Here is a 24,796-nt window from a genome sequence, read left to right on the forward strand (position 1 = left end):
TATTTTTATCCGGGTAAATGTATGGACGAAGACATCCGCCGATTGGTGCTGTTTGACGGGTCATACCGGATCGCTACGGGGACAGAAGCCGTGGTGTCGGCCGCCTTCCAGACCGCTCTGTCGACCTCGCCCCAGGCCGCGTTGCGCGTCTTCGACCTTCAGACCGGACGCGCAGTCGATCTCGACTTGCAACCGACACCGCCAAAGCGAGGCCGGCCGCGCCTGGGCGTCGCCGCGCGCGAGGTGACTTTGCTGCCTCGCCACTGGGACTGGCTGGCGGCCCAGCCCGGCGGCGCCTCGGCCGCCCTGCGCCGGCTGGTGGAGCAGGCCCGAAAGACCGGCGCCGACGACGATGCGCGCCGCCGCCGCACCGACGCCGCCTATGGCTTCATGGTCGAGATGGCCGGCGACGCCCCCGATTTCGAGGAGGCCAGCCGCGCCCTGTTCGCCGCCGACCGCGAGCGTCTCGCCGCCTTGATCGCCCCCTGGCCAACAGACATCCGGGCGCAAATTCTGGAACTGTTCGACGGCGAGGCCGCATCCGGCGAATGACGACGCCGTCTCCTCCCCACGTGTGGGGAGGGGGACCGCGAAGCGGTGGAGGGGCTCTTTAAGTCCCACGGGCGCCTGCGATGCGGGGGCAGCCCCTCCGTCACGGCGCGAAGACGCGCCGCGCCACCTCCCCGCTGCGCAGGGAGGAGACTTCGTGCTATCCCCCGCCCCGTGTCCGACCGCCTGAAAACCTTTATCCGCCAGCGCGCGGCCGAGCTGGGCTTCGATGTCTGCCGGTTCGCCTCGGCGGCCGACGCCTGGCCGGCGGGCGAGCGGCTGCGGCGTTTCGTGGACGAAGGCCGGCATGGCGACATGGAATGGATGGAGACGACGCTGGACCGCCGCCAGCACCCCACCGCCATGTGGAACGAGGCGAAGACCGCCATCGTCCTGGGCATGAACTACGGCCCCGAGGAGAACCCGCTCGACCAGCTGGCCGACCGCTCGGCCGGATACATCTCGGTCTATGCGCGCGGCGACGACTATCACGAGGTCATCAAGGGTCGGCTGAAACAGCTGGCGGGTCAGATCGCGGCTCGCAACGGCGCCGACATCAAGGTCTTCGTCGACACCGCCCCCCTGATGGAGAAACCCCTGGCCCAGCGCGCCGGCCTGGGCTGGCAGGGCAAACACACCAATCTGCTCAGCCGCACCCACGGCAACTGGCTGTTTTTGGGCACCATACTGACCGCCGCCGAGATCGAGCCGGACGCGGCCGAGACCGAGCACTGCGGCCGCTGCACCGCCTGTTTGGACGCCTGTCCGACGAACGCCTTTCTCGCCCCGTTCCAGCTCGACGCCCGGCGCTGCCTGTCCTACCTGACCATCGAGTTCGCCGGTCCCTGGCCGGTCGAGTTCCGCACCCTGACCGGATCGCGCATCTATGGCTGCGACGACTGTCTGGCGGTCTGCCCGTGGAACAAGTTCGCGCAAGAGGCCCGCGAGATCCGGCTCTTGCCGCGCGAGGCGTTCGAAAGCCCCCGCCTGCACGACCTTCTGGCGCTGGACGACGCCGCCTTCCGCGCCCTGTTCACCAAGAGCCCGGTCAAGCGGATCGGCCGCGACCGCTTCCTGCGGAACGTTCTCTACGCCGTCGGCAACGCGGGCGACGCGACCCTGATCGAACCGACAAAGGCGCTGCTGGCCGACCCTTCGCCCCTGGTGCGTGGCGCAGCGGTATGGGCTTTGTCGCGACTGGCGTCAGTCGACGTGTTCGCGGCCCTGGCGGAGGCGACGACGGAGGCCGATCCCCAGGTCCTGGCCGAATGGCGACGGTCCCAAACCGCCCAACCCGCATAATCGCCGCGATAGACCACAACGATTTCAGAGACCTAGAGACAACCAGCGACCGCTACCCCACCGCCCTCGCACGCTGAGCTAAACTGCCCGCCTGGTCTTTGACATTCGCCGCAGAGCTGCAAGCCACTCGCAAAAATCTGCACGAAAGTGCACTCAAAAAAACTGCAGTGCACTTTTCCGTCTCCTCCCCACTTATGGGGAGGGGGACCGCGTAGCGGTGGAGGGGCTCTTGACGTCCCACAGGCGCTTGCGATGCGGCACAGAACACCTCCGTCTCTCCGCTTCGCTCCGAGCCACCTCCCCGCTTCGCAGGGAGGAGACGGCAGCCGTCACCCCATCGCCGTGCCTGCACCCGATCCGCCGCCCGGCACCTTGGCCACGTCCAGCAGCTTCAGTCGGAAGATCAGCACGGAGTTGGCCGGAATCTTGGGGTTGCCCTGTTCGCCATAGCCCAGCTCGGGCGGCACATAGAGCAGCCATTCGTCGCCCACGCGCATCTTCTGCAGCGCCTCGGTCCAGCCCTTGACCACTTCCTCGGGCGTGAACACCGCCGGCGCCCCGCGCGCGAACGAGCTGTCGAACACGGTGTTGTCGACCAGCTTGCCTTCGTAATCGACCTTGACCAGGTCGTTGCGGTCCGGGCTGACGCCGCCGGCCGGACCGGACTGGACCACCTTGTACTGCAGGCCGCTGGGCAGGGTCTGGACGCCCTCTTCCTTGGCGTTCTTGTCCATGAAGGCGGCCGCCTCGGCCTTGCCCGCGTTCGGATCGACCGGCTCGGCCTGGCCGCAGCCCGCCAGCATCACCGCAGCAAGCAGCGCCGCCCTACCCCATCCGAAGTTCATAGCCGCGTTCCTTCAAGGCTTCGCCGATCTCGTCGGCGTGGGCGCTATCGCGCGTTTCGACCATGATGTCGAACTCGGCCCCCTTGGCCGGCACGTCCAGCGCCAGACGGTTGTGGACCACGTCGATGATGTTGCCGCCCAGGCCCCCGATCACCGCCGCCATGGCCGACAGCATCCCCGGCCGGTCGTCGCCCAGGATCCGGTAAACCAGCAATCTCCGTTCACGGACCATCTCGCGGTTCAGCACCACGGCCAGCATCCGCGCGTCGATGTTTCCCCCTGTCAGCTCGATCCCAACCTTCATGCCCTTGAAGGCCTCGGGGTTGGCCAGCATGGCGGCCAGACCGCCCGCGCCCGCCCCCTCGCACACCGTCTTCTCCATCGTCGCCATATAGGAGACGCCACGTTCGAAATCCGCCTCCTCGCAGACGAAGACCTCGTCGATCAGGGCGTTGGCCAGGCCGAAGGGGATGTCGCCCACGGCCTTGATGGCGATGCCCTCGGCGATGGTCTGGCCGGTGCAGACCGGCGGCAGACCGGCCCGTTTGGCGGTGAAGGACGGATAGCGGGCCGCCTCGACCCCGAACACCTTGATCCCCGGCTTCATCGCCTTGGCCGCGATGGCCGTGCCCGCGATCAGGCCGCCGCCGCCGATCGGCACGATCAGGGCGTCGACCTCTGGCGCATCCTCCAGGAACTCGATGCCGCAGACGCCCTGACCCGCCACGATGCCTTCGTCGTCGAAGGCCGAGACGAAGACATAGCCCTTTTCGGTCTCCAGCCGCTTGGCTTCCTCGGTCGAGCCGGTGAAGTCCAGGCCGTGGATCACCACCGTCGCCCCGTGCGAGCGGGTGCCGTTGATCTTGGCGAAGGGGGTGCCCTCGGGCATGACGATGGTCACCGGAACCCCCAGCCGTCCGCCGTGATAGGCCAGGGCCTGGGCGTGGTTGCCGGCGCTGGCCGCAACCACGCCGCGCCTGCGCTCGTCCGGGGTCAGCAGCAGCAGGCGGTTCAGCGCCCCGCGCTCCTTGAAACTGCCGGTGAAGTGCAGATTGTCGAACTTGACCCAGACCTCGGCCCCGGTCAGCTGCGACAGGCGGCGGGAATAGCGGGTCGGGGTGTGGTCGACCTGACCCGCGATGCGGGCGCGGGCGGCTTGGATGTCGGCGAAGGTGACGGTCATGCGGCCTGTTTCGCGCGTTGTCGCGCGCCGGTCCAGAGCCGGGGCATCTTGACCGTGGATGTCGCCCCTTGGGTCGTGCGATAGTGGCGCGGGTCGTTCCCCCGCGACCCGTCGCTTTCGGAGGAAAAGCCCATGTCCCGCCGTCTCACCGTCGCCGCGACCGCCGTTGCAGGTCTGGCCCTGACCGCGCTCGCCGCCTGCGCCCCCACCGTCGGCGGCGGCCTGCCCGGCGCCGGTCCCGCCGCCTTCGCCGAATCGGACTTCGCCTGGTCCCAGGCCCCGGGCCGCAACGCCATCCAGGGCCAGATCGCCTTCGCCCAGGACGGCAAGGCCTTCGCCTGCGTCGGCAATGTGGGCCTGACGCCCGACACCCCCTACACCCGCGCCCGCTTCCGCACCCTGTATGGCTCGACCGAGCGCGCCGCCGTGCCGGCCGCCGTGGTCCGCGCCCGCACCGTGGCCGACGCCAACGCCAACTACGTCACCTATGTCCGCGACACCCAGTGCCGGGCCGGCCGGTTCCAGTTCGACGGCCTGCCGGACGGCGGCTGGTTCGTGATCGCGCCGGTCAAGGCCGACGGCGACCCCATCGTCCTGATGCGCCATGTCCAGACGCGCGGCGGACGGGTGGTGTCCCTGACGCTGTGATCCCGTCGCCCCGTGTCACGAAGATGCGACCCCGGTAACGCGGGTCGCCATCTTCTGGCCGCGAGCGCCCCGGAGGGGTTAGGGCTTCTGTGTGCCAGTCGGGGGAGCGTCTTCTTTGTCCCAACACAACATCATCGGCTCCGAGGCCTTTACGCGCGGACCGTCGGTCATCATCCGCAAATACAAGTCCGGCGGGATGCGCCGCCGCCGCGCCAAGACGGTGGCCACCTTCATCGCCGGGGCCGCCGCCATGCTGACGGCCGGGCTGATCGCCGCGGCCGCCATCTACGGCCCCGCCCTGGCGAGCTGAGACTAAGGCGTCAGGCCAGCCAGACCATCATCCGCGTATCCGCCTCGGCCGCCCGCGCCCGGCTCCAGGCGCGGCGCGTCTCGCCGGTATAAAGGAAGCCGGCCTTTTCCAGCACCCGGCCCGAGGCGGGGTTGTCGGCGAAATGGCCGGCGACCAGCGCCCGGCGCTTCCACTTGCGGCTGGCCCAGACCAGGGCGGCGTCCAGCGCCTCGGTGGCGAAGCCCCGGCCCCAATACTCCCGCCCGATCCAGTAGCCGGTCTCAGGCACCCGATCCTCGCCCTCGAACAGGCCGATCACGCCGATGGGTCCGGCGTCCTCGTGATCGATGACGAAGGTGTTGGCCCGCGCCGGATCCTGGGATGCGACCTGCAGCACGAAGTCGTCGGCGTCGCGAACCCGGAACGGGTGCGGCATCCGCTTGGTCATGCGCGCGATGTCCAGATCGTTGGCCAGGACGGCGATGCGCGGCGCATCCTGGGGCGCGGGCGCACGCAGCACCAGACGCCGCGTCTCGACGACGGGGGAGGTTTCAATGACGCACATGGCGATCGCCTCATTCTCTCGACCATCTCCTTGAAGGGCTCGGACGGTCTTCGAGGCGGGGAACGCAAACGGGGAGCCTGGTGATCCAGACTCCCCGCGGAATATTTCCCTGGTCCGGATCGGCTGCTGTCGTAAGCAACGCGATCCGGTGAAATCCCAGCTCGCGTTACTCGGCGGCCATCGCCACTTGGGCGTCGTCATTGGCCGCGAGAATCGACACGTAACAACGGCCGCCACGTTTGGTCGTGAACTTCACCGCGCCCTGGGTCAGGGCGAAGAGGGTGTGGTCGCGGCCCATGCCGATGTTCTCACCCGGGTGGAAGGTGGTGCCGCGCTGACGCACGATGATGTTGCCGGCCAGCACGCGCTCGCCGCCGAACTTCTTCACGCCGAGACGCTTCGACTGGGAGTCGCGACCGTTGCGCGACGAACCACCGGATTTCTTGTGAGCCATCTTGCCGCTCCGTACTTTCTTGGTGCGCTACCGGCCGTTCGGCCTACTTGAGCGCGTCCGCAACTTAGGTCTGGCGCCGTGAAGCGCCGGTGAATGTCTTAGGCTTCGTCGCCGGCGGCTTCAGCCTTGGGCGCGGCCTTCTTCTTGGCCGGGGCCTTCTTGGCGGGAGCCGAGCTCTCGACCACGACGCCCTTGACCTCGGCGCCGTCCACGTCGGTCACGACCGTCTCGGTCGAACCCAGCGACGACGTCGCACCGCGCGTGGCCAGGTTGCGGGCCCGCAGGTTGATCTCGGCCTTGGTGGTCAGATCGACCGTGCCGTCCCACTTGGCGGTCTCGCCGGCGCCTTCGATGCCGGTGATGCGCAGGACCGATTCCATCTGGCGGTGGCCGTTGGTGCGGCGATAGCCCTGACGGCGGGTCTTCTTGAAGATCTTGATCTTCTCGCCCTTGCGGGTCTCGACCAGGGTCGCGCCGACGAAGGCGCCGTCGATCAGCGGGGCGCCCAGGGTCACGCCCTTGTCGCCGCCCAGCATCAGGACGCTGTCGAACTTCAGCTCAGCGCCGGCGTCGCCGTCGAGCTTTTCGACGACGATGGTGTCGCCCGGTTGGACCCGGTACTGCTTGCCGCCGGTCTTGATCACCGCGTACATGTTGAAGCCTCAGCGCAAACGCAAAAAAAGATACGCCCCCCGGAGATACCCCCGGCGGCGAAGAGCGGCGACATATACGGAAGGGCGTTCGAGAGTCAACGCCGAACCCGGCGGAAATTCAGCCCCGCCCGGATTATCCCTCGTCGTCGCGGCCCGATGTCCCCAGTCCCGCCGCCCTCAGTCCAGCGCGCAAACGTCGGGCAGGCCGCGCAGGGCGCCGGCGTGGTCCAGGCCATAGCCGACCAGGAAGCGGTTGGGGGCCTCCCAGCCGACGAAGTCGGGTTCGGGCGCGCGCGGCTTGGGCCAGGGCTTCCTTGCGAAGACGCAGGTCAGCACCTCGGACGCCCCGCCCTCCCTGGCGATGCGGACCGCCTCGGCCAGCGACAGGCCGGTGTCGAACACGTCGTCCAGTATAAGGACGCGCCGGCCCGCGATGGGGCGCTGGAACGGGGCGTAGACGTCGATCTTGCCCCGGCTGGACTGTTCGTCGCCATAGGAGGCCAGCCACAGGGCGTCGAAGCGGACGTTCCTGCCGACGCGGGCCAGGGCGCGTGTCAGGTCGGCGGCGAACCACAGGCCGCCGGTCAGCAGAACGGCCGCGACCGTCTCGTCGTCGATCACGGGCGCGATGCGCTGGGCCAGTTCGGCGACGATGCGGGCGACATCGGCCTCGGGCAGAAGGACGGTCGGCGTCGGGGAGGGATCAGCCATGATGCGAGGCCGATACCGCCTGGCCATGGGACTTGTCCACCGCCGGCGTGTCCGCGGCCGCGCCGGCCGGGCGCGCCTCGACCGGGGCAGCGTGCGGCGTATCGGCGCCGGGCGCGGTCGCCGAGCGCAGACCGTGCGAGGCGGCGGCCTCGCCCGCCGGGGCGCCGGAAGGCGGGGCCGGCCGGATCGCGGGGGCCGGGCCGTGATCGACGGACGGCTTGGCGGGCGCGGGCGGCGCCGGGGCGAAGTCCACGCCGATGCCTGCGCCGTGTCCGCCCGGATCGGGGATCAGGGCGGCGAACCCCTGGACCTTGCCCGGCAGGACCGGCGGCCCGTCCATCTTGACGATCTTGGAGCCGACCTCGGCGCCCTGGGCGTCCAGCAGGGCGACGCGAATCGGGGGCGCCACGATCTCGGCGTCGCGCACGTTGCGCACCGCGCCGGACACCAGGACCATGCCCGGCCGGTTCGGGGCCGACTTGGCGGTCAGTGCCTCGAAGTCCAGCCCCACCACGTTCACCGGGGCGCCGATCATCGCATAGGCCGAGGCCGCGCGGGGGAAGGCCTGGACGATCTGGACCCGAAACACGAAGGCCGCCGCGATCAGGCCGATGAAGACCGCCGCAAGCCCGGCCCAGACCACGCCCTGGGCGGCCGCGCGCCGCAGCTTCTTCTGGCGCTCGGCGCGGGCGCGAAAGGCGCGGGGCAGCTCCGGCGCCGGTGTCTCGGCCAGGCTGCCCGCCTCGGGCTCCGGCTCGGGAGACGACGCAGGGGCCACGGGCGCAGAGGGGGCGGCTTCGGGCGTCAGGGTCAGTTCCAGCGGTTCGTCGGGGGTCGCGCGCCACACCTCGCCGCACGACTGGCAGCGCACCTTGCGACCTTCCGGCCCCACGGCGTCGTCGCGAATGAAATAGCTGGTGGCGCAGGCCGGGCAGGTCAGTATCATGTGGCTGACTGCGAGGCTGTCGCCCCCTCCCGTAAGGCGCGACGTCGCGCCCCTGTTCCTGAACCCGTCATCCCATGCCGTCCGCCGAACCCGCCCTCATGACCGAGACCATGACCGAGACCGTGCGCCTGTCGGGCGTCGGCTTCGGCTATGCGGGCGCGCCCGACGTGCTGCGGGACGTTAACCTCATTCTGCCGCGCGGCTCTTTCCACTTTCTTACCGGCCCGTCCGGGGCGGGCAAGTCCTCGCTTCTGCGCCTGCTGACCCTGGCGGACCGTCCGCTGCGGGGCAGTCTTCGCCTGTTCGGGGCCGATGTCACCCATATCGATCGGCGCGACATCCCCGCCTTTCGTCGGCGCATGGGCGTGGTGTTCCAGGACTTTCGCCTGCTGGACCATCTGTCGGCCTTCGACAACGCCGCCCTGCCCTTGCGGCTGGCGGGGGGCGCCGAGGCCGATTACGCCGCCGATGTGGAGGAGATGCTGAAATGGGTGGGCCTGGGCCGGCGCATGGACGCCCGCCCCCCGGCCCTGTCCGGCGGCGAGAAGCAGCGGCTGGCCATCGCGCGCGCGGTGATCGCCCGGCCCGGCCTGATCGTGGCCGACGAGCCGACCGGCAGCGTGGATGCGGTGATGGCCGACAAGCTGCTTCGCCTGTTCCAGTCGCTGAACACACTGGGCGCCACCGTGCTGATCGCCAGCCACGATCAGGGGCTGGCCGAACGTTCCGGCGCGCGCGTCCTGCGGCTGGAGGGCGGGCGGCTGCATGAGCCGGGGCGGGGCGCCGCATGATCCGCCTTTCGGATTTCAGCCTGACCAGCCGCCGGCCCGGCCTGTTGCCCCCCGCCGCCGCGGGCGAGCCGTGGCTGATGACGGTGATCGCCGTGCTGTGCTTCCTGGCCTGTCTGGCCGCCGTGGCCGCCTCCGCCGCCGATCGCGCCGCACACGGCTGGGCGCGGCAGCTGGGCGCCGAGGCCACCGTCCAGGTGCGCCCCCGCGTCGGCGAGACCGGCGACACCGCCGCCGCCCGCGCGGCCGAGACTCTGTCGGGCGTCGCCGGGGTCGAGGAGGCCGCCGCCCTGGACCGCAAGGCGGCCGAGGATCTGCTGCGCCCCTGGCTGGGCGATGCGGTCCTGCCCGACCTGCCCCTGCCCCATCTGGTCACCGTGCGGCTGGACCCCCAGGCGCCCGCCAGCGCCGTGACCCTGAGCCGCGCCCTGGCCGAGGCGGGTCTGGACGCCACGGTCGACGACCACAGCCTGTGGCGCGGCGAGGTGGAGCGTTCGGCCAATCTGATCACCGCCCTGGCCGGCGCGGCCTTCCTGGCCACGGCCCTGGCCGCCGCCGCCGCCATCGCCTACGCCACCCGCGCAGGCCTGGCCGCCGGGCGGGACGTGATCCAGACCCTGAGCCTGAACGGGGCGACGGACGGACGGATCGCCGGCCTGTTCCAGCGCCGATTCGGCCTGCTGGCGGCCGGCGCCGGCGCCATCGGGGCGGGGCTGGCCGCGATCCTGGTCGCCTTGCTGCGTCTGCTGGGCGGATCGGGCGGGCTGACGGCGGCCCTGCCGGTGGCGTGGGGCGACCTGTTGTTGCTCTCGCCATGCCCGCTGCTGGCGGCTACGGTTGCGGTTCTGGCCGCGAGATTCGCCGCCATGCGGGTGTTGGCTTCGGGTGCGGGCGCGAGCGGGGGGGACGCATGAGACTGTTGAGCGTCGTCTTCATCGCCGGCCTGATCTGGCTGGTCGGCCTGTTCGCCTTCGCTCACCGGGTGCGCGAACTGACGCCCGCCGAGGATCCCGCCCGCGCCGACGCCATCGTGGCCCTGACCGGCCCGTCGTCCGAGCGCGTCAACGCCGCCATCCGCCTGCTGGAACAGGGCAAGGGCGAGCGGGTGCTGATCTCGGGCGTCAACCGCGAGGTGCGCCGCCGCGAACTGCGCGAACTGACCCCCGGCTCCAGCCGCCTGTTCAACTGCTGCGTCGACCTGGGCTTCGAGGCCGAGGATACGGTCGGCAACGCCCAGGAGATCGCCGCCTGGGCGCGGTCCAAGGGCTATCGCAGCTTGATCGTGGTGACGTCCGACTATCATATGCCGCGCTCGCTGGTGGAGATCCGGGGCCAGGCGCCGGGGGTCAAGCTGACCCCCTACGCCGTCTCGACCCCGTCGCTGGACAATGCGCGCTGGTGGCGGGCGGCGGTGACGGCGCGGCGCATGACGCTGGAATACATGAAATACCTGGCCGTCCTGGGGCGCGAGGGCGTGCGTCGCCTCACCCGCGAGCCGCCCGCCGCCGCGACGCCCGTTCCCGCCGCCGAAGAGAAGGCCCCCGCCTAAGTGAATACGCTACGCTCCCTCCTGTTCACCGCCTGGCTGTACCTATCGATGCCGGTCTTCGCCGTCGGCCTGTCGCCGGCGCTTTTGATGCCGCATCGGTTCGCCATGGGCGTCATCCAGATGTGGGCCAAGGCGGTGCTGTTCGGCCTGCGCTGGATCGCGGGGGTTAGGGTGGAGTTCCGGGGGCTGGAGAACTGTCCGTCGGGCGCCGCCCTGGTCGCCTCCAAGCACCAGGGGATGCTGGATATCGTGGCCCTGCTGGCGGTGCTGCCCGACGCCTGTTTCGTGATGAAGAAGGAGCTGATGCCCCTTCCCTTCTTCGGCTGGTTCGCCTGGAAGGCCAAGATGATCGCCGTGGACCGCGCCGGTCACGCCAAGGCGCTGAAGGACATGACGCGCCAGGCCAGGGATCGCCTGAGCGAAGGCCGCCAGATCGTCATCTTTCCCGAGGGCACGCGCAACGATCCCGGCGCGCCCGGCGATTACAAGCCCGGCGTCGCCGCCATCTATCGCGATCTGGAAGGCCCCTGCTGGCCTGTGGCCACCAACTCGGGCGTCCATTGGCCAGCCCACGGCTTCCGCCGCCACCCCGGCGTGGTGGTGTTCGAGTTCCTGGAGCCGATCCCCGCCGGCCTGAAGCGCGGCGCCATGATGGCGTTGCTGGAAAGTCGCATCGAGACGGCTTCGTTGGCTCTGCTGGAGCCAAAGGGGCGTCCCGAACGTATCGTGTGACCTGAATCCCATTCGAGGAACATCCATGTCCCTGCGCTTCCTGGCCATGACGGCCGCCATCGCCGCAACGGCCTTCGCCGGTTCCGCCTTCGCCCAGTCGCAGCCTTACGAACAGGTCCGGCCCGCCGCCGAGGGCTGGACCGTAGATCTGGGGGCCGGGGTGCTGTATCGTAACGACAGCAATGGCGACACCGGTTCCAAGACGACGGTCGCGCCCTGGATCTCGGCCAATTATCGCGACATCGTCTATCTGACGCCGATCGATGGTCTGGGCTGGAACGTGGTCAAGACCGACGATTTCCGCGCCGGGGTTCAGGTTCGCCCGCGCTTCTCGGCCGATGATATCGAAGGGCTGGCGCTGGACCGTCCGGGCTTCGGCGCCGATCTGGCCGCCTACGCCTTCAAACGCCTGCCGGGCAACGTCGTCGTCGGCGGCCGCATCAGCCGCGACATCAGCGACGTCAGCGAAGGCACGGAATACTACGCCTCCGTCGGCCATCAGCGGGTCACGCCGGTCGGTCTTCTGAACGCCTCGGTCTATGTGCGCGGCGGCGACGCCAAGCTGGCCGACGCCTATTATGGCGTAAGCGCGTCCGAAGCGACGGCCAACGGCATCGCGCCTATTCGCCGGGCGGCGGCCTGCAAGGCGCCGGCGCCAGTCTGGTCCTGCTCGTTCCGATCGGCGACAAATGGGGCGCGGGCGGCCTGCTGAACTATGAACGCCGTCTGGGCGACGTCGCCGACAGCCTTCTGTCCAGGAATGACGACGCCATCCGCACGGGCGTCTTCATCGCCCGTCGCTTCGGCGGCTGACGACGAAAAGGCGGCGACCGGTCAGGTCGCCGCGAACTCGCTCAGGGCGTCGATCACGGCGCGGTTCTGGTCTTCGGTGCCGATGGTGATACGCAGGGCCTGGGGTAGGCCGTATCCGCCGACCGGGCGGACGATGACGCCCTTGCTGTTCAGATAGTCGTTGGCGGCGGCGGCGCGCTCGGCGTCGTCGAACAGCACCAGCACGAAGTTTCCGGCGCTGGGCAGGACCTCCAGGCCAAAGCCGCGCAGGGCCTGGGTCAGGCGCGGCTTCCACGTCGTGACCAGATCACGCGACGCCTCCTGATGCGCGGTGTCCGACAGGGCGGCCGTCGCCGCCTCGAGCCCCGGAACCGAGACGTTGAACGGCAGGCGGATGCGGTCGATGGCCTCGGCCACCGCGACCGGCGCATAGCCGAAGCCGATGCGCAGGCCCCCCAGTCCGTGGATTTTGGAGAAGGTGCGGGTGACGACGATGTTCGACGCCTCCTTGGCCAGCGGGAAGGACGTCTCCCAGTCCGCCTCGGTCACATATTCCGCATAGGCCTCGTCCACGACCAGAATGACACGCGACGGCAGGGCGGCGTGCAGGCGGCGGATTTCCTCGCCCGTGTTGTAGCTGCCGGTCGGATTCGACGGATTGGAGACGTAGACGATCCTGGTGCGGTCATCGACCTGGGCCAAGAGGGCGTCGACCTCGGCCTTGAAGTTCGGTTCGGGCGCCAGCTTGACCTGAGCTTCGCAGCCCAGAGCGCTGATGCGGTAGGCCAGGAAGCCGTACTGGCCGCAGACGATATTGTCGCCCGCCGTCAGATAGGTCTGGTTCAACAGGGCGAACACTTCGTCCGAGCCGTTGCCGAAGATCAGCCGCTCGGGCTCCAGCCCGTGCAGTTCGGCGACGGCGTCGCGCAGCTTGGTCGCCCGGCCGTCGGGATAGACGTGGATGTTGCGAACTGCCGCCTCATAGGCCGCCCGCGCCTTTTCGCCGGCGCCCAGCATGTTCTCGTTGGACGACAGCTTCATCGGCTCGGCCACGCCCGCGATGGACGACTTGCCGCCGACATAGGGGGCGATGTCGAGGATGCCGGGCTTGGGCGCAGGGCCTTGGAGCGCGGGGCCTGGAGTCGCGGTCGCGTCGGTCATGAAAAGCCTTGAACTAATAGAGGGGGGCGGCGCCGATGACGCCGCTCAACCGGCCGGGCGCGGTCTTCAGCCGCCCGTCGTCGGCCTGCACATAACCCGTCAACACGAACAGCTTCAACCCGCCCGCCGCCGCCAGGGGGTCGGCGATCAGCCCCGCCGCGCCCAGGGCGTCCACGATCTTGGTCTCGGACCAGCCGCTGTCGGTGACCCAGAAGCTGCGGTCGTCGCCGCTGGGACCGGACGGCTCCCTGGCCACGACGAACGCCTGGGGCCGGCCGCGCCGGTCGTCGGGCAGGGCGGCGACGATGCGAAGCTCCGGCCGCGCCAGCAGCCGTCCCCACCACGGGCGATCGGACGACAGGTCGATCACGGCGCGCGATCCCGAATCGGCCGCCTTCAGCGCGTCCTCGGCCGACAAGGGGCGGATGCCCAGGCCGAACCGATCCGTCGCCAGGGCCTGGGCCACGCCGCCGCTGGCGACCAGGGCAGGGCCGGTCGCCGCCTCCAGCCGGCCCCAGACCGTCTTGATGACGGCGGCCTCGACCGGCGACAGACCGTCCAGCAGGGCGCGCAGGGCGATGGCGGACGCATCCAGGCGGTCGCGCGGTCCGGCCGCGATGCGCGCGGCCACGGCGCGGACCACCGCCTGATCCAGCGCCAGCAGGTCCTGGTCCATTTGCGGTTCGTCCAGCAGGGTCATCAGAACAGCTTCGGCGCCGGGGCCAGGGGGAAGGGCCCCAGCCAGGTTCGTCCGTCGCGGAACACCAGCGTCAGCGGCAGTTGCTCCTGTCCCGTCGCCTGGGCCGCGCCGGCGGCGGCGGCGGCCCCCGCCGCGCCGATGCGATTGACCGGCCCCTGGCGCGTCGCCATCAGGCCGGACAGGGCCGGCAACGGCTTTTGCGCCTGCAGTTCCACCTGGCCTGTCAGCCGGCCGTTCGCGTCGGCCTTCAGCAGGTCGCTGGTCAGGGTGGCGCGGCTGTCGCCCGCCTGAAGATCGCCGCGCACGTCGCGGAAGGCGCCGCCGGCCCTGGTCCAGGCGGAAAAGACGCCGGCGGCGTCCCCGCCGGTCTTCAACAGGCTGGCCCGGCCGATCACGGCCTCCAGCTGGGTCGTCAGATAGCCGTCCTGGGCGAAGCCCTCGACCGGACCGTCGGCGCGGCCCTGACCGCCGACCAGACGGAACATCACATCGACGTCGTCGGCCGGCAGGGTCGAACCCTCCAGATGCGGGCGGGCGTAAAGCTCGATCCGTTCGGCGCGGGCGATGGGGAAGGGTTCGGCGCCGGTCTGGGTCGTGAAGATCGGATTGACCATCTCCAGCGCCAGATTGGGCCAGCGCTGGTCGATGCCGCTGGCGCTCATGCGGATGGCGTCGCCCTTGACCGCCACCTCGCCCTTGCCGGCGCGGGTCAGGACCAGCCCCTGCGGCGCCACCACCACCCATTTGGTCGGCTGATAGGCGTTAGCCTCGGCCGTCAGTTCGGGCGCGGCCAGAGCGTGGCCCGACGGCATGCCGATCACCAGGTGATCCAGCACGACATGGGTGCGGAACGGCCAGCCGGTGATGGTCTTGTCGTCGTAACGCACGGTCCAGCCGCCCTGGCGCAGGGTCTGGACCTGGGCCTCCAGCCGCGTGTCGATCTGGCGTGTCAGATAGAACCACCAGCCGGTCCAGCCCGCCAGGACGATCAGCACCAGGATGAAGGGCGCATACAGGCCCTTGCGACTGTGTCTCGCAGGCGGGGTTTCGGTCATGCAGGCTCCGGCGTTCGTCGTCCTATACCGCAGTCGGGCGACGGGTTTCTAGGCGGTCAGATCGGCCAGTACGGCGTCGGCCGCGCGCCGGGCGTCCTCTGGCGCGATCTCCAGCAGCAGGCCGCGTTGGCCGGCGTTGATCAGGATGCGGTCGAACAGGATCGCCGTCTCGTCCAGGGCGGTCCTGACGGCCTTTCGCTGACCGAACGGGCTGACCCCGCCGACCTTGAAGCCGGTCAGCCGTTCGGCGTCGGCGGGCTTCATCATCTGGGCCGACTTGGCGGCGAAGACGGCCGCCAGCTTCTTCATGCTGACCTCGCAGTCGGAGGGAACGACGACGCAGGCGGGCGCGCCGTCCACCAGCGTCATCAGGGTCTTGAACACCTGCTCCGGCGCCCAGCCCAGGGCTTCGGCCGCCTGCAATCCCGTGCGCGGCGCGTCGGGATCGTAGTCGTAGGGGTGCAGGAGGAAGGCGACGCCGGCCTTGGTCAGGGCGACGGTCGCGGGCGTGGTCTTGGACATGGCTCAGGCCGGCTCGGGGTTCAGGAAACTGCGGGTCAGCTCGACCGCATCGGCCAGCCCCATGCGCTGGACCTCGGTTCCCGGCGGCAGGCTGGCGAACAGGCGGGTGGGGGTGGCGGCGTCCAGCATCAGGAACACCCCCTTGTCGTCGCCGCGCCGGATCAGGCGGCCGAACGCCTGGGCGATGCGGGCGCGGGCCAGCGCGTCGTCATAGCCTTTTCCGCCCAGCCTTTCACGCCGCGCCTTGTGCAGCAGATCCGGGCGCGGCCACGGCACGCGGTCGAAGGCCAGGACGCGCAGGGACCGCCCCGGCACGTCCACCCCGTCGCGCACGGCGTCGGTGCCCAGAAGGCATGAGTTCTCTTCCACCCGGAACATGTCGACCAGCGCCCCGACCTCCAGCGGATCGACGTGCTGGGCGTAGAGCGGCACGCCCGACCGGGCCAGGTCCGGCCCCAGCCGCTCATAGACCGCCTTCAGCCGACGAATGGCGGTGAACAGCCCCAGCCCCCCGCCGCCCGCCGCCAGGAACAGTTCGCGCATCGCCGCCGCCGTCTGGCGCGGATCGTCCTTGACCAGGTCGTTGACGACGATGACCCGGCTGTTGGCGGCATAGTCGAACGGACTTTCGACCTTCAGCGTGCGCGGCGGTTCGATCAGCCGCGCCGAGCCTGTCCGCAGCCGCGCCAGGTCGAACGGGTCTTCCTGCAACGGGTCGGACAGGGTGGCGGACGTGACCAGCACCCCGTGCGACGGCACGATCACCGCGGCCTCCAGCGGCACGGTCGGGTCGATCCAGTGACGGCGCAGCGCCACGTCGTGAATGCGGCCGAACGCGGTCTCGGCCGACAGCCAGTCGACGAAATCGGGATCGGGCTGATCGCCGCCGTCCTCCAGCGCCGCCAGCATCGACCGCCAGCCCGGCAGGGTCATGCGCGCGCGGCGATCCAGCCCGCGCAAGGCCCCCTCGATGCGGGATCGCTGCGACCCGTCCAGTTCGGCGGCCTCGTCGTCCAGAATGTCTTCCAGATGCCGCGACAGCGCCAGAAGCGGCGCCTCGATGGCGGCCAGGGCCTGGGCCGCCGCACGCGCGGTCTCCGCCACAGGATCGGTCACCGGCTTCAGCGCGCACTCCATGCCGAACTCGGGGCCGCCCCCGAATCCGCCATTGCTGTTGGTCTCGGCCGTGCGCGCCCGAAGTTGGTCCAGGGCGGCGGCCAGGAAGGCCTCGATCGGACCGATGGGATTGACCTCGCCCGAGGCCGGGGCGACCCGGCCCGAAACCCCTTCGCCCGGCAGGGCGGCCGAGGCGCGGATGGCGTCCTGCAGCGCCTTCAGGGCCGCCTCATTGTCATCGACCATGTCGCCCAGGCGCTGCTCCAGCCCGCGCCCGCGCCGCCCCCGCCCCTCCGGCCCTCTGATCCAGCGGCGCAGCTCGGCCGCCTCCTGGCCCGACAGGCAGGCGGAAAAGGCGCTGTCGGCGGCGTCGAACAGGTGGTGGCCCTCGTCGAAGACGATCCGCTTCAGAGCCGCCGTCTCGCCGTCCTGTTTCTGGCCCCGCGCCGACCGCGCCCCGTCGAACGCCGCCTGCGTCAGGACCAGGGCGTGGTTGGCGATGACCAGATCCGCGCGGCGGCTGGCCCGGATGGTCTTCTCCACGAAACAGGTGCGGTAATGCGGGCAGGCGGCGTGGACGCACTCGCCCCGCCGATCCACCAGATTGGCCGCCCCCGCCGCATGGGCCGCCGGCAGGGCGAACAGGCCAGGCAGCCAGCCGGGAAAATCCCCGCCCGTCATGTCGCCGTCGCGCGTATGCAGCGCCCAGCGCCCCACCAACGCCAGACCGATCAGGTCGCCGTTCCCCAACTGGGCCGCCTGGACCATGTCCTGCAGATTGAGGACGCACAGATAGTTTTCGCGCCCCTTGCGGATCACCGCCTTCTTCTTGCGCTCGGCCGGATCGGGCCACAGCGAATGGCTCTCGCGGTCGATCTGGCGCTGCAGGGCGCGGGTATAGGTCGAGATCCACGCCGCCCCCTGGTTCCGCTCGGCCCACAGGGAGGCGGGCGCCAGATAGCCCAGGGTCTTGCCGGTGCCGGTCCCCGCCTCGGCCAGCAGGACGCGGGGCCGCCCCTCCTCGTTGCGTGGCGAAAAGGCGAAGGCGGCCTCGGCGGCGTAGTCGGACTGGCTGGGCCGTGTCTCGTCCAGACCCGAGGCCTGCAGCAGCTTCTCCAGCCGGATGCGCGCGCTCTCGCTGTCGACCGGAGCCGATCCGGCCTCGCCGCGCGGCGCCTCGTCCTCCCATTCGGTCAGGCGCGACCATACATCCATCCCGGACCCGCGATGCTGGCGCGCCCGCACCCCGCCCGCCTCCAGCGCCTGCACCACCCGCGCGCCCCAGGCCCAGTTCGCGCGCTGCATCGTCAGGGCCAGCCCATAGGCCGCCTCCCGCTCGGGATAGGCCGGTTCAGCCAGTTCGCGCAGCAGTAGACCCGCCGCCTCGCGCAGCGCCGCCGCCTGTTCCTCCACCGACTTCGGCTCGGCCAGCCCCAGCGCCAGGGCCAATCCCGTCGGCGACGGCGCGCAGAACCGCGCCGGCCGCACGAAGGCGTAAAGCTCCAGCACATCCATCAGGTCCGGCGACCGGGGCGGCGGCGTCAGCCCCAGCCGCCGCGCCGTCAGCGACGCATGGGCCACCATCACAGCCCCGGTCGTGAACACCCCTTCTGCCGCGCCGCGCCCGATCTTCCTGACCCCCGCATCGTCGCACACCGCCCCCGCGCCCGGCGGCGTGGCCAGAGCCGACGGCAGCCCCGCCCACAGCTCGGCGCCGGTCAGGCGGGTTTCAGCGATGACGGATTCGTCGGCCACGTCCGATAGATAGCGACCCTGGGGCTGAAACGGAACGGGAACATTTCATTGATCCAAACGCTATCCGCGAGTATGGCCATAAATAATAGCCAGACCGGAGACGCAGCGATGAATTGGAGCGTAGCGAAAGCCAAGGACAACTTCTCCGAAGTCATCCGAAAATCCCGCACTGAAGGCCCACAGGAGATTTCCCTGCATGGCGAGGCCGCTGCGGTGGTGATCTCCGCGGAGGATTTCCGACGCCTGAAAGACCCCCGAGCGTCGCGCGATTTCAAGGATTGGCTGCTGAACGGTCCATCTCTGGACGGCGTCGATTTGGAACGCGACCGCCGACCGGCGAGGGAGATTGATCCTTTCTGATGTTCCTGCTCGACACCAACGTCATCAGCGAACCCAAGCGCGCCCGTCCCGATGCTGGAGTGGTTGCGTGGCTGGCGGATCAACTGCTTTCGGACCTGCACCTCAGCGCCATCACCGTAGGCGAGCTTCGACGCGGTATCGTGCGATTGGAGCCGGGGCGGCGGCGTGACGATCTGGACTATTGGCTGACGGATCTCGTCTTACGGTATGATGCCCGCATTCTGCCGGTCGATCTGGAGGTCATCGAGCGTTGGGCCGCCTTGGCGGAAACCGCCCGCGCCCTTGGGCGTCCGTCGGAAATGACGGACGAGTTGATCGCGGCGACGGCTCACGTTCACGGGCTGACGCTGGTCACCCGAAATCTTCGCCACTTCGAACATAGCGGCTGTCGTCTGCTCTCGCCGTGGAGCGAATGACGGCCCTTCCGCCCCTGTTCGCCGACTGGTTCGCGTCGCGCGGTTGGTCGCCCCGGCGGCATCAGCTGGAGATGGTCGCGGCGGGTGAAGCGGGCCGGCACGCCCTGCTGGTCGCGCCGACAGGCGGGGGCAAGACGCTGGCGGGGTTTCTGCCCAGTCTGATCGATCTGGCCGAGCGTGGCCCCAGGCCGCAGACAGGGCCGGGGTCGGGGGTGCATACGCTTTATCTGTCGCCGCTGAAGGCCCTGACGACCGACGTCGAGCGCAATCTGATGACGCCGATCCGCGAGATCGGGCTGAACATCCATGTCGAGACGCGCACGGGCGACACGAAGCAGTCCAAGCGCCAGCGCCAGCGGGACTTCCCGCCCGACATCCTGCTGACCACGCCCGAGCAGTTGGCCCTGTTCTGCGCCTGGGAGGGCGCACGGGCCTATTTCGCCGATCTGAAATGCGTGGTGCTGGACGAGGTGCACGCGATCTGGAGCGGCAAACGGGGCGATCTGCTGTCGCTGGGCCTGGGCCGGTTGCAGAGTTTTGCCCCCCAGATGCGGCGGGTGGGGCTGAGCGCGACCATCGAAGACCCCGATCTGATCCGGGAGTGGCTGGCGCCGGGCGATGCGGATGCAAAGAACCCCTCCACCGCTTCGCGGTCCCCCTCCCCGCAAGGCGGGGAGGGGACGCTGGCCGACCTGTCTCCTCCCCATGCAAGGGGGAGGAGGACCGTCGAAGGCGATGAAGGGGCTCTTGACGCGGTGACTCTCGTGCGCGGCGACCCCGGCGCGCCGGCCGTCATCGACGTGCTGATCTCCGAGGGCAAGGTGCCGTGGGCGGGTCATACGGGCCAGCACGCCATTCCCGAAGTCTACGCCGCCATCCAGCGCTCGACCCTGGCCCTGATCTTCGTCAACACCCGCTGGCAGTCGGAGTTCGTGTTCCAGCAGCTGTGGGCGATCAACGACGACGACCTGCCCATCGGCCTGCACCACGGCTCCCTGGCGGCGGAGCAACGCCGCAAGATCGAGGCGGCCATGGCGCGGGGCGACCTGCGGGCGGTCGTCTGCACCTCCACCCTGGACCTCGGCATCGACTGGGGCGACGTGGATCTGGTCATCCAGATGGCGGCGCCCAAGGGGTCAAGCCGTCTGGTCCAGCGCATCGGTCGGGCCAACCACCGGCTGGACGAGCCGTCGCGCGCCCTGCTGGTGCCCGCCAGCCGGTTCGAGATGCTGGAATGCCAGGCGGCGCGAGAGGCCGTCGCCGCCAACGCCTTCGACTGGGAACCGATCCACATCGGCACCCTGGACACCCTGGCCCAGCACGTCATGGGGGTCGCCTGTTCCGAACCCTTCGACATGCAGGCCCTGTATGACGAGATCATCGGCTGCGGCCCCTATCGCGACCTGACGTGGGAGCAGTTCGAGGAGGTGGTCGATTTCGTCGCCACCGGCGGATATGCGCTTCGAACCTATGACCGCTTCGCCCGCATCGTGCGGACCCAAGACGGGCGCTGGAAGGTGCGAAACCAGCAGATCGCCCAGCGCCATCGCATGAATGTCGGCGCCATCGTCTCGGCCGGAACCCTGAACGTCCGCGTCGCCAGCCGCCGAGGCGGGGCCTCTCGCCAACTGATCGGCGGGCGCAAGGTGGGCGAGGCCGAGGAGTGGTATTTCGAACAGCTGACGCCCGGCGACACCTTCCAGTTCGCCGGCCAGATCTGGGCGTTTCAGGGCATTACCGGAACCGACGCCCTGGTCACCCACGCCAATGACAAGGACCCCAAGATCCCGTCCTGGGGCGGGTCGAAGTTCCCGCTGTCCACCTCCCTGGCCGACCGGGTGCGCGACATGGTGCAAGACCGCGACCACTGGCGCGTCCTGCCGCCCGACGTGCAGGAATGGCTGGAGCTGCAGGAGGCACGCTCGGTCATTCCCGACGCCGAATCCATGCTGGTCGAGACCTTCCCGCGCGGCAGTCGGCATTTCCTGGTCGCCTATCCGTTCGAGGGCAATCTGGCCCACACGACCTTGTGCATGCTGCTGACCCGGCGGCTGGACCGGCTGGGCGTCGGGCCGCTGGGGTTCGTCGTCACCGACTATTCGCTGGCCATATGGTCGATCCGACCGATGGACGGGATCGACCTGGACGCCCTGTTCCAGCCGGACATGCTGGGCGACGATCTGGAGGCCTGGCTGGAGGAAAGCTTCATGATGAAGCGGTCCTTCCGCAATTGCGCCCTGATCTCGGGCTTGATCGAGCGTCGCCAGCCCGGCGCCGAGAAGACCGGCCGGCAGGTGACCTTCTCCACCGATCTGATCTACGACGTGCTGCGCCGCCATCAACCCGACCATCTGCTGCTGAAGACCGCCCGCGCCGATGCGGCGTCCGGCCTGCTGGACGTGTCGCGTCTGGGCCAGATGCTGGCGCGGATCGAGGGGCGAATCCGCCATCAGCCCCTGACGCGCCCGTCGCCCTTCTGCGTGCCGGTGCTGGTCCAGATCGGGCGCGAGCGGGTGGGCGGGGACGCCGCCGAAATGATCCTGGACGAAAGCGCCGAAATGCTGATCGCCGAAGTCTTGGACGACGACGAACCGGGCGCCGTCACGGGCGCGGCGGCATCATGAACGCGGCCCTGCGCCAGACCCTGGCCCCGGCGCGCCGGACCTGCGGGTCGCTGAGCGTGCGGGTCGCGGGCGAAGTGTGCGTGCTGCGATGTTCGGGGGCGATGTGGGTTCCGGCCCACCACACCCTGATCGCCGCCGACCTGCACCTGGAAAAGGGGTCGGCCTTCGCCGTGCGCGGCCAGATGCTGCCCCCCTATGACAGCCGCGCGACCCTGGATCGGCTGGAGGCCGAGATCGAGGATCTGGCACCCGACCGGGTCGTCCTGCTGGGCGACAGTTTTCACGACACCAAGGCGGTTCCGCGCATGGCGGCCGAGGATCGGGCGCGGCTGGATCGGCTGGCGGCCGGGCGCGACTGGCTGTGGCTGGAGGGCAATCACGACCGCGAGGCCCTGAAGCGCGACGCCGAGAGCGTCAGCCGCCTGCCCGGCCGGATCGTCGGCGACATGACCCTGGGCGCGCTGCGGCTGACGCACGAGCCGGAGCCGCTGTCGGCCGACGACGACCGCCATGGCGAGGTCGCGGGGCACCTGCATCCGGCCGCGCGCGTCGCCGCCTATGGTCGGGGCGTGCGCCGGCCCTGTTTCGTCACGGACGGACGCCGGATCGTCCTGCCGGCCTTCGGGGCATTCACCGGGGGACTGAATGTGCGCGATCCGGCGGTCGCCGATCTGTTCGCGACCCCGCCCCTGGCCGCCGCGCTGGGGCGAGACCGGGTCCACGCCCTGGCCTGGTCCGTGCTGCGCTGAACCGCTGAGGCCCCGGCCGTTCGTAAAGCGTTCAGCACGACGCTTCACCGCGTCTTTGCAGGGGCGGGCGCAGAACAGCGGCGGATCAACATCAGGGACGCCTCGCCAACCATGCTCACGCCGCGCCGCATCGTCATGGCCGCCCGTCTGGTCTTCGTGATGGCCAGCCTGGGCATGGCGGTGCTGATGTGGGTCCGTTCCAGGGGCTGGAACAGGTGTTCGGCCTGAACGACAAGACCGCTCATGCGATCGCCTTCTACGGCGTGGCCAGCGGCCTGTTCCTTATCGCCCCTCGCCAGCGTCGCGACGATCTTGCGCTTTTCGTCGTCGCAGCCGCCTTCGCCGCCGAACTGCTGCAGGGGCTGACGGGGCGCAGCGTTTCCATCGTCGACTTCCTGGCGGGATCGACCGGGGTGCTGGCCGCCTGGGCGCCGGGCCGCATCGAGCAGATCAGGCAGGCCTTCCGCCGGTCGCCGGATCTGACGTTCGGACAGATGGCCCGCGCCGACCGTAGACTGCGCCATCGTCGTATGGCGGTCGGGCGGCCCGGACCGTCGCTGGCCCAAACCGCCCTGGATTGATCGCGGCCTCGATTCAGCCGCGCGGCGCGATCCGCCAGACGGTGTTGGACAGATCGTCGGCGACCAGCAGGATGCGCTTGTTCTGATCGAAGGACACGCCCACCGGGCGGCCGCGCGCCTTGCCGTCCTTCAGGAAGCCGGTGGCGAAATCGACCGGCTGGCCGCTGGGCCTGCCGTTGTTGAAGGGCACGAACACGACCTTGTAGCCCGACGGATCCTGACGGTTCCAACTGCCGTGCATGCCGATGAAGGCGCCGTTGGCGAACGGCCCGCCGAAACCGCCGTTGCGCGCGAAGTCCAGCCCCAGCGCCGCCACGTGCGAACCCAGGGCGTAGTCCGGCTTGATCGCGCGCGCCACCAGATCCGGCTTCTGCGGCATCACCCGCGGGTCCAGGTTCTGACCCCAATAGCTGTATGGCCAACCGTAGAAGGCGCCGTCCTTCACCTGGGTCAGATAGTCGGGCACCAGTTGCGGCCCCAGTTCGTCGCGCTCATTCACCACCGACCACAACAGGCTGGTGCCGGGCTCGATGGCCAGGGCGGTGGGGTTGCGGATGCCGGTGGCGATGGTGCGGCGCGCGCCGGTCGCCCGGTCGATCTCCCACACCACGGCGCGTTCCTCCTCGACCTCCAGCCCGCGTTCGCCGATGTTGGAGTTTGAGCCGATGCCGACATACAGCTTGGTCCCGTCGGCGCTGGCCGTCATGGCCTTTGTCCAGTGGTGGTTCAGGCGCGACGGCAGTTCGGTGACCCGCTCGGGCGGGGTGGCGATGCCGGTCTGACCCGGCTGGAACGGGAAGCGGACCAGGGCGTCCTGTTCGGCGACGTAGAGATAGCCGTCCACCCAGGCCAGACCGTAGGGGGCGTTCAGGTTCTCGACCAGAACGGTGCGCAGTTCCGGCACGCCGTCGTTGTTGGCGTCGCGCAACAGGGTGATGCGGTTGCCGCCGTCGATCTTGGTGTTGCCCTGTTTCTTGATGACGCCCGCGATGACGTCCTTGGGCCGCACAGCCGGCGCGCCGCCGCCGCGTCCTTCGGCCACCAGAACGTCGCCGTTGGGCAGCACCAGCATCTGGCGCGGAATCTTCAGATCGGTGGCGAAGGCGCTGATGGTGAAGCCTTCGGGCACGGTGGGGGTCTCGCCGTTCCAGGCCGCCGGCGGGCTGATCTTCATGGCCGGCACCAGGGTCTCGTTGACCCTGGGCAGGTCGGGCGTCGCGCCCTTCTGGTTCAGCTTGGGATCGCTGGAGGAGCCGCAGGACGCCACGGTCAGGGCCATGGCCAGGGTCGCGGCGCTGGCGGCCAGGATGTTCTTGTTCATCGGACGATCTCCCGATCGGCATAGGCGGTCCAGCCGGCGACCAGGACCAGCAGCGTGCAGAGAAGCGACAGGATCAGACCGAAGGCGCCGACCGAGCTCCAGGCGTCCTGGCTGTGTTTGAAGGCGTTCACCAGGCCCAGAATCCAGGCCAGGGTCAGGCTCGCCACATGAACGATCCGCCAGTTCGACCGCCCCCGGCGCAACGAAAGCACCAGATCGACAATGGAGAAGACGCCCGCCACGCCGCCGAACACCAGGGCCAGCGCGATCGACCAGGCCGAGAAGTTCGACCACTGCATCTCCGCCGACCGCAGATAGGCGATGTCGGTGAACAGGGCGAAGGTGAACAGGGCGATCGGAAACGCCAGCAACAGCCTGTGCAGCGGTCGGATCACCGCCCCGGAAATCTCATGGGTGTTCATGCCTGCCC

General features: G+C 69.7%; 27 protein-coding genes and 1 pseudogene. 14 read left to right on the forward strand and 14 right to left on the reverse strand.

The annotated features are described in order from the left end of the window. The first annotated feature begins 21 nt into the window (after positions 1-21). Together B3Z70_RS12480 and queG are read left to right on the forward strand one after the other, a co-directional pair. Positions 22-552 carry a DUF2239 family protein gene (locus B3Z70_RS12480; protein ID WP_292045691.1) on the forward strand — a complete coding sequence of 177 codons (531 nt, stop codon included), beginning with the start codon at positions 22-24 and terminating at the stop codon, positions 550-552. Positions 553-723: 171 nt separating this feature from the next. After that, positions 724-1,851: a tRNA epoxyqueuosine(34) reductase QueG gene (gene queG, locus B3Z70_RS12485; RefSeq protein WP_292023570.1), complete on the forward strand. Its 1,128-nt coding sequence runs from the start codon at positions 724-726 to the stop codon at positions 1,849-1,851. A 329-nt stretch (positions 1,852-2,180) separates the two neighbouring features. Here the strand turns inward: queG and B3Z70_RS12490 are convergent, their stop codons facing one another. Further along, positions 2,181-2,696 carry an FKBP-type peptidyl-prolyl cis-trans isomerase gene (locus B3Z70_RS12490; RefSeq protein ID WP_292023568.1) on the reverse strand — a complete coding sequence of 172 codons (516 nt, stop codon included), beginning with the start codon at positions 2,694-2,696 and terminating at the stop codon, positions 2,181-2,183. Continuing rightward, entirely contained in the window at positions 2,677-3,879 is a 1,203-nt protein-coding gene (locus B3Z70_RS12495) for a threonine ammonia-lyase (RefSeq protein WP_292023566.1), read from the reverse strand. The genes B3Z70_RS12490 and B3Z70_RS12495 overlap by 20 nt, the downstream gene beginning before the upstream one ends. 132 nt (positions 3,880-4,011) lie before the next feature. Between B3Z70_RS12495 and B3Z70_RS12500 the strand changes: the two genes are divergently transcribed. Together B3Z70_RS12500 and B3Z70_RS12505 are read left to right on the forward strand one after the other, a co-directional pair. Next, entirely contained in the window at positions 4,012-4,527 is a 516-nt protein-coding gene (locus B3Z70_RS12500; protein ID WP_292023564.1) for a hypothetical protein, read from the forward strand. 115 nt (positions 4,528-4,642) lie between these two features. Beyond that, positions 4,643-4,837: a hypothetical protein gene (locus B3Z70_RS12505; RefSeq protein ID WP_248119233.1), complete on the forward strand. Its 195-nt coding sequence runs from the start codon at positions 4,643-4,645 to the stop codon at positions 4,835-4,837. A 10-nt stretch (positions 4,838-4,847) separates the two neighbouring features. Here B3Z70_RS12505 and B3Z70_RS12510 read toward each other — a convergent pair whose 3' ends face one another. The 5 genes from B3Z70_RS12510 to B3Z70_RS12530 all read right to left on the reverse strand — a co-directional run bounded on the left by B3Z70_RS12510 (position 4,848) and on the right by B3Z70_RS12530 (position 8,145). Beyond that, the gene (locus B3Z70_RS12510) at positions 4,848-5,381 is read right to left on the reverse strand and encodes a GNAT family N-acetyltransferase (RefSeq protein ID WP_292023562.1); all 534 of its coding nucleotides are present in this window, start codon (positions 5,379-5,381) and stop codon (positions 4,848-4,850) included. 166 nt (positions 5,382-5,547) lie between these two features. Continuing rightward, positions 5,548-5,835, reverse strand: a complete 288-nt coding sequence (gene rpmA / locus B3Z70_RS12515; protein ID WP_292023560.1) for a 50S ribosomal protein L27 — start codon at positions 5,833-5,835, stop codon at positions 5,548-5,550. Between the two features lie 98 nt (positions 5,836-5,933). Beyond that, positions 5,934-6,488, reverse strand: a complete 555-nt coding sequence (gene rplU, locus B3Z70_RS12520; RefSeq protein ID WP_248119236.1) for a 50S ribosomal protein L21 — start codon at positions 6,486-6,488, stop codon at positions 5,934-5,936. A 177-nt stretch (positions 6,489-6,665) separates the two neighbouring features. Next, positions 6,666-7,199 (reverse strand): phosphoribosyltransferase, encoded by a 534-nt coding sequence (locus B3Z70_RS12525; RefSeq protein WP_248119237.1) that lies wholly within the window; start codon positions 7,197-7,199, stop codon positions 6,666-6,668. Next, positions 7,192-8,145: a DUF3426 domain-containing protein gene (locus B3Z70_RS12530; RefSeq protein ID WP_292045693.1), complete on the reverse strand. Its 954-nt coding sequence runs from the start codon at positions 8,143-8,145 to the stop codon at positions 7,192-7,194. The genes B3Z70_RS12525 and B3Z70_RS12530 overlap by 8 nt, the downstream gene beginning before the upstream one ends. Positions 8,146-8,243: 98 nt before the next feature. On the opposite strand from B3Z70_RS12530, the gene B3Z70_RS12535 reads away from it, so the two are divergent. From B3Z70_RS12535 to B3Z70_RS12555, 5 genes and pseudogenes are all read left to right on the forward strand, one after another. Continuing rightward, positions 8,244-8,936: a cell division ATP-binding protein FtsE gene (locus B3Z70_RS12535; protein ID WP_292045695.1), complete on the forward strand. Its 693-nt coding sequence runs from the start codon at positions 8,244-8,246 to the stop codon at positions 8,934-8,936. After that, complete coding sequence (locus B3Z70_RS12540; protein WP_292045696.1) at positions 8,933-9,847, forward strand: cell division protein FtsX; 915 nt, start codon at positions 8,933-8,935, stop codon at positions 9,845-9,847. Before B3Z70_RS12535 ends, B3Z70_RS12540 begins: the two co-directional genes overlap by 4 nt. Continuing rightward, on the forward strand, positions 9,844-10,482 hold the full coding sequence (locus B3Z70_RS12545; protein WP_292020833.1) for a YdcF family protein: 639 nt from the start codon (positions 9,844-9,846) through the stop codon (positions 10,480-10,482). Before B3Z70_RS12540 ends, B3Z70_RS12545 begins: the two co-directional genes overlap by 4 nt. Further along, positions 10,483-11,214 carry a lysophospholipid acyltransferase family protein gene (locus B3Z70_RS12550; protein ID WP_292020831.1) on the forward strand — a complete coding sequence of 244 codons (732 nt, stop codon included), beginning with the start codon at positions 10,483-10,485 and terminating at the stop codon, positions 11,212-11,214. Positions 11,215-11,260: 46 nt separating this feature from the next. Next, positions 11,261-12,027, forward strand: a pseudogene (locus B3Z70_RS12555) (MipA/OmpV family protein). Between the two features lie 21 nt (positions 12,028-12,048). On the opposite strand, the gene hisC reads toward B3Z70_RS12555, so the two are convergent. Genes hisC through B3Z70_RS12580 form a run of 5 tightly spaced genes read right to left on the reverse strand, consistent with a single transcriptional unit; the run spans position 12,049 to position 18,315 of the window. Beyond that, entirely contained in the window at positions 12,049-13,167 is a 1,119-nt protein-coding gene (gene hisC, locus B3Z70_RS12560; RefSeq protein ID WP_292020827.1) for a histidinol-phosphate transaminase, read from the reverse strand. Positions 13,168-13,180: 13 nt separating this feature from the next. Then, a complete protein-coding gene (locus tag B3Z70_RS12565; protein WP_292020825.1) occupies positions 13,181-13,867 on the reverse strand; it encodes a hypothetical protein in 687 nt (228 codons plus the stop codon). Continuing rightward, positions 13,867-14,922 carry a DUF2125 domain-containing protein gene (locus B3Z70_RS12570; RefSeq protein WP_292045697.1) on the reverse strand — a complete coding sequence of 352 codons (1,056 nt, stop codon included), beginning with the start codon at positions 14,920-14,922 and terminating at the stop codon, positions 13,867-13,869. Before B3Z70_RS12570 ends, B3Z70_RS12565 begins: the two co-directional genes overlap by 1 nt. A 48-nt stretch (positions 14,923-14,970) precedes the next feature. Next, positions 14,971-15,444, reverse strand: a complete 474-nt coding sequence (gene ybaK, locus B3Z70_RS12575; protein ID WP_292022011.1) for a Cys-tRNA(Pro) deacylase — start codon at positions 15,442-15,444, stop codon at positions 14,971-14,973. Between the two features lie 3 nt (positions 15,445-15,447). Further along, positions 15,448-18,315 (reverse strand): ATP-dependent DNA helicase, encoded by a 2,868-nt coding sequence (locus tag B3Z70_RS12580; protein WP_292022009.1) that lies wholly within the window; start codon positions 18,313-18,315, stop codon positions 15,448-15,450. A 48-nt stretch (positions 18,316-18,363) separates the two neighbouring features. Here B3Z70_RS12580 and B3Z70_RS12585 point away from each other — a divergent pair, with 48 nt between their 5' ends. From B3Z70_RS12585 to B3Z70_RS12605, 5 genes are all read left to right on the forward strand, one after another. Beyond that, positions 18,364-18,675: a type II toxin-antitoxin system Phd/YefM family antitoxin gene (locus B3Z70_RS12585; RefSeq protein ID WP_292022007.1), complete on the forward strand. Its 312-nt coding sequence runs from the start codon at positions 18,364-18,366 to the stop codon at positions 18,673-18,675. Next, positions 18,675-19,091: a type II toxin-antitoxin system VapC family toxin gene (locus B3Z70_RS12590; RefSeq protein ID WP_292022005.1), complete on the forward strand. Its 417-nt coding sequence runs from the start codon at positions 18,675-18,677 to the stop codon at positions 19,089-19,091. Before B3Z70_RS12585 ends, B3Z70_RS12590 begins: the two co-directional genes overlap by 1 nt. Next, a complete protein-coding gene (locus tag B3Z70_RS12595) occupies positions 19,088-21,715 on the forward strand; it encodes a ligase-associated DNA damage response DEXH box helicase (RefSeq protein ID WP_292022004.1) in 2,628 nt (875 codons plus the stop codon). The genes B3Z70_RS12590 and B3Z70_RS12595 overlap by 4 nt, the downstream gene beginning before the upstream one ends. Next, positions 21,712-22,464 carry a ligase-associated DNA damage response endonuclease PdeM gene (gene pdeM, locus B3Z70_RS12600; RefSeq protein ID WP_292022002.1) on the forward strand — a complete coding sequence of 251 codons (753 nt, stop codon included), beginning with the start codon at positions 21,712-21,714 and terminating at the stop codon, positions 22,462-22,464. The genes B3Z70_RS12595 and pdeM overlap by 4 nt, the downstream gene beginning before the upstream one ends. Before the next feature lie 188 nt (positions 22,465-22,652). Next, positions 22,653-23,045 carry a hypothetical protein gene (locus tag B3Z70_RS12605; RefSeq protein ID WP_292021999.1) on the forward strand — a complete coding sequence of 131 codons (393 nt, stop codon included), beginning with the start codon at positions 22,653-22,655 and terminating at the stop codon, positions 23,043-23,045. A 13-nt stretch (positions 23,046-23,058) separates the two neighbouring features. Here B3Z70_RS12605 and B3Z70_RS12610 read toward each other — a convergent pair whose 3' ends face one another. Further along, a complete protein-coding gene (locus B3Z70_RS12610) occupies positions 23,059-24,366 on the reverse strand; it encodes a PQQ-dependent sugar dehydrogenase (RefSeq protein ID WP_292021997.1) in 1,308 nt (435 codons plus the stop codon). Then, positions 24,363-24,788, reverse strand: a complete 426-nt coding sequence (locus B3Z70_RS12615) for a DUF2231 domain-containing protein (protein ID WP_292021995.1) — start codon at positions 24,786-24,788, stop codon at positions 24,363-24,365. Before B3Z70_RS12615 ends, B3Z70_RS12610 begins: the two co-directional genes overlap by 4 nt. Positions 24,789-24,796 lie beyond the last annotated feature (8 nt).

Source organism: Brevundimonas sp. UBA6550, from assembly GCF_002434505.1.
Lineage (GTDB): Bacteria > Pseudomonadota > Alphaproteobacteria > Caulobacterales > Caulobacteraceae > Brevundimonas.

Excerpts from the sequence above, each read along its gene's own strand:
- B3Z70_RS12490 (WP_292023568.1), bottom strand. The coding sequence starts at position 2,696 with ATGAACTTCGGATGGGGTAGGGCGGCGCTGCTTGCTGCGGTGATGCTG.
- B3Z70_RS12495 (WP_292023566.1), bottom strand. The coding sequence starts at position 3,879 with ATGACCGTCACCTTCGCCGACATCCAAGCCGCCCGCGCCCGCATCGCG.
- B3Z70_RS12615 (WP_292021995.1), bottom strand. The coding sequence starts at position 24,788 with ATGAACACCCATGAGATTTCCGGGGCGGTGATCCGACCGCTGCACAGG.
- rpmA (WP_292023560.1), bottom strand. The coding sequence starts at position 5,835 with ATGGCTCACAAGAAATCCGGTGGTTCGTCGCGCAACGGTCGCGACTCC.
- B3Z70_RS12525 (WP_248119237.1), bottom strand. The coding sequence starts at position 7,199 with ATGGCTGATCCCTCCCCGACGCCGACCGTCCTTCTGCCCGAGGCCGAT.
- B3Z70_RS12530 (WP_292045693.1), bottom strand. The coding sequence starts at position 8,145 with ATGATACTGACCTGCCCGGCCTGCGCCACCAGCTATTTCATTCGCGAC.
- B3Z70_RS12535 (WP_292045695.1), top strand. The coding sequence starts at position 8,244 with ATGACCGAGACCATGACCGAGACCGTGCGCCTGTCGGGCGTCGGCTTC.
- B3Z70_RS12510 (WP_292023562.1), bottom strand. The coding sequence starts at position 5,381 with ATGTGCGTCATTGAAACCTCCCCCGTCGTCGAGACGCGGCGTCTGGTG.
- ybaK (WP_292022011.1), bottom strand. The coding sequence starts at position 15,444 with ATGTCCAAGACCACGCCCGCGACCGTCGCCCTGACCAAGGCCGGCGTC.
- B3Z70_RS12610 (WP_292021997.1), bottom strand. The coding sequence starts at position 24,366 with ATGAACAAGAACATCCTGGCCGCCAGCGCCGCGACCCTGGCCATGGCC.
- B3Z70_RS12565 (WP_292020825.1), bottom strand. The coding sequence starts at position 13,867 with ATGACCCTGCTGGACGAACCGCAAATGGACCAGGACCTGCTGGCGCTG.
- B3Z70_RS12540 (WP_292045696.1), top strand. The coding sequence starts at position 8,933 with ATGATCCGCCTTTCGGATTTCAGCCTGACCAGCCGCCGGCCCGGCCTG.
- B3Z70_RS12545 (WP_292020833.1), top strand. The coding sequence starts at position 9,844 with ATGAGACTGTTGAGCGTCGTCTTCATCGCCGGCCTGATCTGGCTGGTC.
- hisC (WP_292020827.1), bottom strand. The coding sequence starts at position 13,167 with ATGACCGACGCGACCGCGACTCCAGGCCCCGCGCTCCAAGGCCCTGCG.
- B3Z70_RS12570 (WP_292045697.1), bottom strand. The coding sequence starts at position 14,922 with ATGACCGAAACCCCGCCTGCGAGACACAGTCGCAAGGGCCTGTATGCG.
- B3Z70_RS12595 (WP_292022004.1), top strand. The coding sequence starts at position 19,088 with ATGACGGCCCTTCCGCCCCTGTTCGCCGACTGGTTCGCGTCGCGCGGT.
- B3Z70_RS12590 (WP_292022005.1), top strand. The coding sequence starts at position 18,675 with ATGTTCCTGCTCGACACCAACGTCATCAGCGAACCCAAGCGCGCCCGT.
- B3Z70_RS12480 (WP_292045691.1), top strand. The coding sequence starts at position 22 with ATGGACGAAGACATCCGCCGATTGGTGCTGTTTGACGGGTCATACCGG.
- B3Z70_RS12500 (WP_292023564.1), top strand. The coding sequence starts at position 4,012 with ATGTCCCGCCGTCTCACCGTCGCCGCGACCGCCGTTGCAGGTCTGGCC.
- rplU (WP_248119236.1), bottom strand. The coding sequence starts at position 6,488 with ATGTACGCGGTGATCAAGACCGGCGGCAAGCAGTACCGGGTCCAACCG.
- pdeM (WP_292022002.1), top strand. The coding sequence starts at position 21,712 with ATGAACGCGGCCCTGCGCCAGACCCTGGCCCCGGCGCGCCGGACCTGC.